The 9,413-nt window shown below is 64.6% G+C and carries 8 protein-coding genes; 2 read left to right on the forward strand and 6 right to left on the reverse strand.

The features are described from left to right. The coding region (locus AC04MI_RS20810) for a response regulator (protein WP_476498582.1) at positions 1 to 1,932 on the forward strand (1,932 nt) is incomplete at its 5' end. Beyond that, positions 1,925 to 3,115 carry a response regulator gene (locus tag AC04MI_RS20815; RefSeq protein WP_436077330.1) on the forward strand — a complete coding sequence of 397 codons (1,191 nt, stop codon included), beginning with the start codon at positions 1,925 to 1,927 and terminating at the stop codon, positions 3,113 to 3,115. The genes AC04MI_RS20810 and AC04MI_RS20815, both read left to right, overlap by 8 nt. A 101-nt stretch (positions 3,116 to 3,216) precedes the next feature. Here the strand turns inward: AC04MI_RS20815 and bioB are convergent, their stop codons facing one another. The 6 genes from bioB to AC04MI_RS20845 all read right to left on the reverse strand — a co-directional run. Next, the gene (bioB, locus tag AC04MI_RS20820) at positions 3,217 to 4,260 is read right to left on the reverse strand and encodes a biotin synthase BioB (protein ID WP_288852089.1); all 1,044 of its coding nucleotides are present in this window, start codon (positions 4,258 to 4,260) and stop codon (positions 3,217 to 3,219) included. 354 nt (positions 4,261 to 4,614) lie between these two features. Next, positions 4,615 to 5,004: a phosphopantetheine adenylyltransferase gene (locus AC04MI_RS20825; protein ID WP_476498583.1), complete on the reverse strand. Its 390-nt coding sequence runs from the start codon at positions 5,002 to 5,004 to the stop codon at positions 4,615 to 4,617. A gap of 90 nt (positions 5,005 to 5,094) precedes the next feature. Further along, positions 5,095 to 5,463: a hypothetical protein gene (locus AC04MI_RS20830; protein ID WP_476498584.1), complete on the reverse strand. Its 369-nt coding sequence runs from the start codon at positions 5,461 to 5,463 to the stop codon at positions 5,095 to 5,097. A 30-nt stretch (positions 5,464 to 5,493) separates the two neighbouring features. Then, a complete protein-coding gene (locus tag AC04MI_RS20835; RefSeq protein ID WP_476498585.1) occupies positions 5,494 to 5,964 on the reverse strand; it encodes a VOC family protein in 471 nt (156 codons plus the stop codon). A 280-nt stretch (positions 5,965 to 6,244) separates the two neighbouring features. Then, entirely contained in the window at positions 6,245 to 8,293 is a 2,049-nt protein-coding gene (locus AC04MI_RS20840) for an acetyl-CoA carboxylase biotin carboxylase subunit (RefSeq protein WP_476498586.1), read from the reverse strand. A gap of 21 nt (positions 8,294 to 8,314) precedes the next feature. Further along, the coding region (locus tag AC04MI_RS20845) for an acyl-CoA carboxylase subunit beta (protein ID WP_476498587.1) at positions 8,315 to 9,413 on the reverse strand (1,099 nt) is incomplete at its 5' end.

Genomic DNA, 9,413 nt, shown 5'->3' on the forward strand with positions numbered 1-9,413 from the left:
GGGCAGATCCTGGTGAACTACGCCAACAACGCCGTCAAGTTCACCGACAAGGGCGAAATCATCGTGCGCGTCACCGAAACGTCGCGCGACGACACCGGAGTCCTGCTGCGCTTTGAGGTGCAAGACACCGGCATCGGCCTGACCTCTGAGCAGCAGTTGCGGCTGTTTCGCTCGTTCGAACAGGCCGACACCTCCACCACGCGCAAATACGGCGGCACCGGGCTGGGGCTGGCCATCTCCAAGAAGCTGGCCGGCTTGATGGGCGGCGAAGTGGGGGTAGAAAGCCAGCCTGGGGTGGGAAGCACCTTCTGGTTTACCGCCCGTCTCGGGCTGGGCAACCCCAGCCATGCCCCCCTGCTGCCCACCCCCGATCTGCGCGGGCGGCATGTCTTGGTAGTGGACGACAGCGAGCAGGCCCGGCATATCCTGGGCGAGATGCTGGCCCGCATGAGCTTTGCCGTCACCACGGCCTCTTCCGGCGAGGAGGCGGTGGCCCAGGCCCGCGCCGCCGAACAGGCCGGTCGCCCCTGCGAGATCGCATTCGTGGACTGGAAGATGCCCGGCATGGACGGGTTTGACACCCACCGCGCACTTGCCCGCCTGCAGCACCCGCCACTCACGGTCATCGTGACCGCAGCAGGCCGCGACGATGTGCAAAGCGAACTGGAACGCGCCGGGCTGCAGCTGATGCTGTCCAAACCCGTCAGCCCCTCGCAACTTTTTGATGCCGCCATGCAGGCGCTGGGCGGGCAGGTCCGGTCGTCCGACGGGCGTGGCACACAAACACCCCGGCGCGCTGCGCACCTTTCCGCCATTGCTGGCGCACGGGTGCTGCTGGTGGATGACAACGACCTGAACCAGCAGGTGGGCGCCGAGCTGCTGAGCGGCGCTGGCTTGGTGGTGGATGTGGCCCAGAACGGGYAGGTGGCGCTGGACATGCTCGCCCAAGCCCCTTATGACCTGGTGCTGATGGACATGCAAATGCCCGTGATGGACGGCCTGACCGCTACCAGGCACCTGCGCCAGAACCCGTCCTGGGCCCAGCTGCCCGTGGTGGCCATGACGGCCAACGCCATGAGCCGCGACCGTGACCTGTGCCTGGAGGCGGGCATGAACGGCCACTTGGCCAAACCCATCGACCCGGACGAACTGTTTGCTGCCCTGCTGCAATGGATTGCACCCCGAGCCACCGGTGCGGACGAGGCTGACCGCGAAGGCGGAGACCCTCAGGGGCAGCCAGCTGGCGCCCCTTCCAACTCCGACACAGCGCCCCACTCCACAGCCGCGCTTCCCGCCGATGACGCCCTGCGCCGCATCCCAGGGCTCGACGCGACCGCCGGCCTGCGGCGTGTGCTGGACAAAAGGCCTGCCTACGAAGGCCTGCTGCGCAAGTTTGTGGCGGGGCAAGCGCAGGCGGTCCAAGCCACCCGTACTGCCCTGGCTGCCGGGCTACACGACGAGGCCCAGCGCGCCATGCACACGCTCAAAGGCACGGCCGGCACCATTGGCGCCACCGCGCTGGCAGCCCTGGCACAGCGTGCGGAAGAAGCCATCGCCCAGAAGGCCTCGCCCGAGCTGGCAGAGCCACTGCTGGAGCCCGTGGAAGCGGCTTGCCAGGCGCTGGTCATGGCGCTGCAGCAGGCCCTGCCCGCAGAGGAGGTTGCGGGCGCGGACGCTGCGCCTGGCCTGCAGATCGACGCCTCCGCTGCGCGTGCACTGGTGGCGCAGCTTGACGCACTGCTGTCCGACGACGATTCCGACGCCATTGAAATCTTCAGGCAATCCACGCCCACCCTGCAGGCCCTGCTGGGGCCGGCATATGGCCAGATGAAGCGATCGCTGGACAGCTACGACTTTGTGGAGGCACTGGCCATACTGCGCCAGGCCCCCGAGGCGCACAATGACAACAAGGAGGACCCGGTCCATGAATAGCCCATTCGCACCCAGCGGCAAATGCACGGTGCTGGTCGTAGACGACACGCCCGACAACCTCTCGCTGATGAGCGACCTCCTGCGCACCGACTACAAGGTCAAGCTTGCGCCCAGTGGCGAGCGCGCCCTGCAGATCGTGGCGGGCGACAGCAAGCCCGACCTGATCCTGCTGGACATCATGATGCCGGACATGGATGGCTACGAGGTGCTGCGCCGCCTGCAGTTCAACCCCGACACCGAAGACATCCCTGTCATCTTCCTCACCGCCATGAGCGCGGCCGATGACGAAAGCGTTGGCCTGGAGCTGGGCGCGGTGGACTACATCACCAAACCCATCAACCCGGCCATCGTGATGGCCCGGGTGCGCAACCACCTGCAGCTCAAGCGCGCGCGCGACTTCCTGGCCCAGCACAACCACTTTCTGGAGCAAGAGGTCGCCAACCGCACCCGGGCGATGGCCGAGCTGCAGGACGCCACGATCCGCGCCATGGCCTCGCTGGCCGAAACGCGCGACAACGAAACGGGCAACCACATCCGGCGCACGCAGCACTACATGGAAGCGCTGGCCCGCCACCTGCAAAACCACCCGCGCTTCAAGGACGAGCTGACCGACACCGCCATCGAGACCATCTTCAAGTCCGCCCCGCTGCACGACATCGGGAAGGTGGGCATCCCCGACCGCATCCTGCTCAAGCCCGGCAAGCTCACGCCGGAAGAGTTCGAGATCATGAAGACGCACACCACGCTGGGGCGCGACGCCATCATCGCGGCCGAGACGGGGACCACACAGGACAACCCGTTTTTCCGGTATGCCAAGGAGATCGCCTATAGCCACCAGGAGAAATGGGACGGCTCGGGCTACCCCGAAAGCCTGGTGGGCAACACCATTCCACTGTCAGCGCGGCTGATGGCCGTGGCAGACGTGTACGACGCACTGATTTCCGAACGCGTCTACAAGCCCGCGTACTCCCACGAGCAGGCGGTAGAGATCATTCGCGACGGCCGGGGCAGCCACTTCGACCCCGACATGGTCGATGCCTTCCTTACCCTGTCCGAGGAGTTCCGGCGCATTGCCCAGCAGTTTGCCGATGCCGAGCCTGCACGGCTGGCCCAGGTGGACCGCCTGGCCGCCGATCTGCCCATGGAGCGCATCGAACTGACCTCCCGCGAAGAGCCGCTCTGAATGGCTGTGTCCCGCGCATTACCGTAGCGCAGCACGGAGGCACGGCATTCGGTGACGTCGCAGCGGACTCCAGCAGAAGCACGCCGCCGCGTCGGGGGACATCAAGCGCTGTGGCTGTGCCCGTCGAGGGTGGTGGTCGTGGTGCGGTGGCCGTTCAGCCCCAGCTTGGCCAGCAGTTGCACGTCGGCTTCCACATCTGGGTTGCCAGTCACCAGCAGCTTGTCACCATAAAAGATCGAATTGGCCCCTGCCATGAAGCACAGCGCCTGCACCGCTTCACCCATTTGCTGGCGCCCGGCAGAGAGGCGTACCCGGGCCTTGGGCATGGTGATGCGGGCCACGGCAATCACGCGCACAAAGTCAAACGGGTCGATGGGCTCGCTGTCGGCCAAAGGCGTTCCAGGCACGCGCACCAGGCTGTTGATGGGCACCGACTCAGGGTACGGCTGCAGGTTGGCCAGCTGCGCAATCAGGCCCGCACGGTGCACGGGCGCTTCGCCCATGCCCACGATGCCGCCGCAGCACACGCTGATGCCTGCGCTGCGCACATGCTGCAGCGTGTCCAGCCGGTCCTGGTAGGCGCGGGTGCTGACCACATCGGTGTAGTACTCGGGGGCCGTGTCCAGGTTGTGGTTGTAGTAGTCCAGCCCGGCTTCTTTCAGCGCCTGCGCCTGGTGCGATTCGAGCATTCCCAGCGTGGCGCAGGTCTGCAGGCCCAGGCCCTTCACCGCGCCAATCAGGGCGCTGACTTTTTCAATGTCACGGTCTTTGGGCGCACGCCAGGCGGCACCCATGCAAAAGCGCGTGGCGCCCGCGTCCTTGGCGGCCTGGGCGGCGCGCACCACCTCATCCACCTCCATGAGCTTGTCGGCCTTGACCCCGGTGTCGAACTCGGCCGCCTGCGGGCAATAGCCGCAGTTTTCTGGGCAGCCGCCGGTCTTGACCGACAGCAGCGTGGCCAGCTCGATGTCGCCCGCAGGCCAATGCTGGCGGTGCACGGTTTGTGCCTCGAACAGCAGGTCCATCAGGGGCTTGTCGAGCAGCGCCTGGATGGCCTCCACCGACCATTGTCCCTGCACGACCTGCGCAGGGACGGGGCGATGGACCTGGATGGGCTGCGGGGCGGAGAGGGTTGCGTTGGCCATGGGTGGGGTCCTTTCAAGAGCCTGCTGCTGCAAGCACCAGGCATTGCGTCGGTGATCACACAAGGCGCCACTCCAGAGTCTTCCGGAGCACCGCCCTGCATCGCTATCACCATGATTTTGAAGGAGATTTCGGCACAACTGCTCTCAACATGGTCACAAAAGGTGCCACTATTTCCCCGTGCTCAACAGCCGCCATCTCACTGTGCGAGAACGGTAAAAAAGCCGACTGTTGACCACTTTAGAGAGCATGTTGAAACCACCACCAAAACCGCCAAAGCAACGGGCTGACAACCGGCGGCTTTGGCTTCTATCTTTCAGCCCGCGCCACCTTGCAGGCTCCGACGTTCATGAAAGTTAGCCGCTCGTGGCACCCCGGCCAGACCAGCTCAAGGCCCCAGCGCCCGCCACCAGGCACACCAGGGCCAGGCCATCCGCCACCACCACGCGCTGCAAATGCGCATTGAAGCCGCCGGTGACCCATGCAAGCAGCAGGAAAGAAAGGGTGCTGACCGCGCYAACAAGCAAGCCCAACCACTGGTAGCCGGGCTTGAACGCCGCCATCAGGCAGAGCCCACCCACAATGCCGAACAGCACGGCACGGTGCCGCAGCAGGATGAGCGTGTTCGGATCGGAAGGGGCCACACCGTAGAGTCTGGCCAAGTGCTCTGCGCCGAGCACGCCAATCAAGGGAATCAGGTGAATGGCACCCGCGAGCAGCAAGGCCAGAGAAGCGATTTTTTGCATGGGCAGGCGACACCAAAGACAAGGTGCCGCCGTTGTAGCCCCCGCCGGGCCCGGTGACCATGACGCCCCAGGTCATGGACGCCGCGCTGTTCAGCGCCCCAGCATCTGCTCCAGCGCCTCGCGGATGGCGCGGGGCTTGTTGTCTGCGTCGTCAATGGCAGAACAGCTCGGACTGTGCTCCACCTCAGCGCCGCGACTGCCGACGCGACCGAACAGGCGCTCGCAGTCACATCGCAGGGAGGCCAGCGTCTTGCGGGACCGCTGGTGTTTCACTTCCGCCACCCAGCAGCGGTCCGCGCAGCCGCAGGACCGGTACTGCAGGGTTTCTACCGCCCGGCCCCAGTCGAGCGGATAGGCACCCGTGCCACCTGCAGCCCCACCGCCCTGCCCTGCCAGTGCGAGGACCAGCAGGGCGCTCACCTTGGCGCAAGCCAACAACGTACGTTGGAGCGAAACCATGGGGGCGACAGCGGGCTGCGGTGGTGGGGTTCAGCCCAGCGCGGCAATCACGTCCGCCGGTGCCTGCACCAGTTCGATCAACACGCCTTCGCCCGCAATTGGAAACTCGTCATTGCTCTTGGGGTGCAAAAACGTGATGTCGTAGCCCGCCGCCCCCTTGCGGATGCCGCCGGGCGCAAAGCGCACGCCYTTGGCCGTGAGCCATTCCACCGCCYTGGGCARGTCRTCGATCCACAGGCCSAYGTGGTTGAGCGGCGTGGTGTGCACGGCSGGCTTCTTSTCGRKGTCSAGCGGCTGCATSAKGTCSACCTCSACCTTGAAGGCGCCTTTGCCCATGGCCAGGATGTCTTCATCGACGTTCTCGCGCTCGCTCTGGAAAGTGCCGGTCTGTTCGAGGCCCAGCATGTCCACCCACAGCGTCTTCATCCGCTGCTTGTCGGTGCCGCCAATGGCCACCTGCTGGATACCCAGGACCTTGAAGGGGCGTGGGGTTGTGCTCATGATTACTCCTGATTTGATAGCTGCCAGCGCATATTCTTCTAGCGCTAGTGGCCAAAAAGACTAAAAAAGGGGCGCAAGGCCCCTCTGGATGGGTTGTGGGACCCTTGGGATCCTCTGCACGAATCAGCGCGCCGTGTGCATCAGCGGCCTCGGGCGGTCTGCAGCGTTGCAAATACTCGCAATAGCTACGGCTATTGCTGCGTTTTGCGCCTTGCAACCCCTCCCGATCCGCTGCGCTCACTTGGCCAGCGAGATTCGTGCAGAGGATTCCTTGGCGGGATCATTGGAATTCCAGGATCACCTGGTCCACCGCCAGCGACTCACCCTTGCCCGCCGTGATCTTGCCCACCACGCCATCTTGCGCGGCAAAGAGGATGTTCTCCATCTTCATGGCCTCGATCACCGCCAGCTTTTCACCAGCCTGCACCTTCTGGCCGGGCTGCACCGCCACATCGACCAGCAGGCCGGGCATGGGAGAGAGCAGGAACTTGGACAGGTCTGGCGGCGCCTTGAAGGGCATCAGCTTGTGCAGCTTGGCACCCAGSGGCGACAGCACCAKCGCMTCGATCTGCGTRCCGTYGTGSGMMAYGCGCAGCGCCAGCGGGTTCTTGCCCACGCCGCGCTCCACCTGGGCCGTGAAGCCCTGGCCGTTGCATGCGCCCTGCACGCGGATCTGGCCCAGCGTGGCGGCGCTACTGATCTGATAGCTATTACCGCCCACGCTGATTGCGCTGGAGCCCGATTTGTCTTCAAAGTCGGACACCGTCACCTCGTGGTGCTGGTTCTGCCCTTCGGCGCCCAGCGTCACCACCACAAACTGCTCGCCCACCTTCACCTCGTGGCCGGCCAGCTGGCCGCTGATGCCGGAGGCGCGCGCGCGGTAACGGCGGTTCATGAACGCGGCCAGCGCCACCAGGAACAGCGGGTCGCTGTGCGGCACATCTTCGGCGTGGAAGCCCTTGCCGTAGTTCTCGGCGATGAAGCCGGTGTTGAAGTCGCCCGTCACGAACTTGGGGTGCGCCAGCAACGCGGCCTGGAACGGGATGTTGCTGCTGATACCGCGAATCACAAAGCCGTTCAGCGCAGCGCGCATCTTGGCAATCGCATCGTTGCGGTCCGTGCCGTGCACGATSAGCTTGGCGATCATCGAGTCGTAGTACATCGGRATCTCGCCGCCKTCGTACACGCCGGTRTCCACSCGCACGCCCAGCTTTTTGCTTGTGTCGGACTGGAACATGGTTTCCTCCGGCGGCTGAAAGCGCACCAGGCGGCCAGTGGACGGCAGGAAGTTGCGGAACGGGTCTTCGGCGTTGATGCGGCACTCAATTGCCCAGCCGTCGCGCTTCACGTCGGCTTGGGTCAGCGGCAGCTTCTCGCCCGCCGCCACGCGGATCATCAGCTCCACCAGGTCAAGGCCGGTGATGCACTCCGTCACCGGGTGCTCCACCTGCAGRCGGGTGTTCAYCTCSAGGAAGTAGAAGYYCTGGTCCTTGCCGACCACGAACTCCACCGTGCCCGCGCTCTGGTACTTCACGGCCTTGGCCAGTTGCACCGCTTGCTCGCCCATGGCCTTGCGGGTGGCGTCGCTGATGAAAGGCGACGGCGCCTCTTCGATMACCTTCTGRTGGCGGCGCTGGATSGAGCAYTCGCGCTCGTTCAGGTAGATSACGTTGCCRTGSSTRTCGCCCAGCACCTGGATCTCGATGTGGCGCGGCTCCTGCACAAACTTCTCAATGAAGATGCGGTCGTCGCCAAAGCTGTTGCGGGCCTCGTTCTGGCAGCTAGCGAAGCCTTCAAACGCTTCCTTGTCGTTGAACGCCACGCGCAGRCCCTTGCCGCCGCCACCGGCCGAGGCCTTGATCATCACGGGGTAGCCAATGCTCTTGGCAATCTCCACCGCTTGCTCGGGGCCCGCGATGGCATCGTTGTAGCCAGGAATCGTGTTGACCTTGGCCTCGTTGGCCAGCTTCTTGGACGCGATCTTGTCTCCCATGGCCGCAATCGAATGCGCCTTGGGGCCGATGAAGGCAATGCCCTCGTCTTCGCAGCGCTTGGCAAAGGCTTCGTTCTCGGACAGGAAGCCATAGCCGGGGTGCACCGCTTGCGCGCCGGTCTGCTTGCAGGCCGCAATGATCTTGTCGGCCAGCAGGTAGGACTCGCGGCTGGGCGCSGCRCCRATGTGCACGGCCTCGTCGGCCARCTYGACRTGGCGGGCTTCCTTGTCGGCGTCGGAGTAGACSGCSACRGTSWKGATGCCCATCTTGCGGGCAGTAGCGATSACGCGGCAGGCGATTTCGCCRCGGTTGGCGATCAGGATYTTCKTRAACATGTTCTTATGCTCCTTGTCCGCTCACAGTGGGATGTTGCCGTGCTTGCGCCATGGGTTTTCCAGCTTCTTGTCGCGCAGCATGACCAGACTGCGGCAGATGCGCTTGCGCGTTTCGTGCGGCAGGATCACGTCGTCGATAAAGCCGCGTGCACCGGCCACAAACGGGTTGGCAAAACGCTGCTTGTATTCGGCCTCACGCGCGGCCAGCTTCACGGGGTCGTTCTTGTCCTCGCGGAAAATGATTTCCACCGCGCCCTTGGCGCCCATCACCGCAATTTCAGCGTTGGGCCAGGCCAGGTTCACGTCGCCGCGCAGGTGCTTGGAGCTCATCACGTCGTACGCGCCGCCGTAGGCCTTGCGGGTGATGACGGTAATCTTGGGTACGGTGCACTCGGCATACGCGTACAGCAGCTTGGCGCCGTGCTTGATGATGCCGCCGTACTCTTGCGAGGTGCCGGGCATGAAGCCGGGAACGTCCACAAACGTGACCACCGGGATGTTGAACGCATCGCAGAAGCGCACRAAACGCGCGGCCTTGATGGAACTCTTGATGTCCAGGCAGCCCGCSAGCACCAGCGGCTGGTTGGCCACGATGCCCACGGTCTGGCCTTCCATGCGGGCAAAGCCGATGAGGATGTTCTTGGCGTACTCGGGCTGCAGCTCGAAGAAGTCCCCGTCGTCCACCGTCTTGAGGATCAGCTCCTTCATGTCGTAGGGCTTGTTGGGGTTCTCGGGCACCAGGGTGTCCAGGCTCAGGTCCATGCGGTCGGCCGGGTCGTTGCTGCGGCGCACCGGGGCTTTTTCGCGGTTGTTGAGCGGCAGGTAGTTGTACAGGCGGCGCAGCATCATCAGCGCCTCCACGTCGTTCTCAAACGCCATGTCGGCCACACCGCTCTTGGTGGTGTGCGTCACGGCGCCGCCCAGTTCCTCGGCCGTCACTTCTTCGTGGGTCACGGTCTTGACCACCTCGGGGCCGGTCACGAACATGTACGAGCTGTCTTTCACCATGAAGATGAAGTCCGTCATGGCGGGCGAGTACACGGCGCCACCGGCGCTGGGGCCCATGATCATGCTGATCTGCGGGATCACGCCGCTGGCCAGCACGTTCTTCTGAAACACA

The sequence above is a fragment of the Acidovorax sp. LjRoot204 genome (assembly GCF_056175785.1).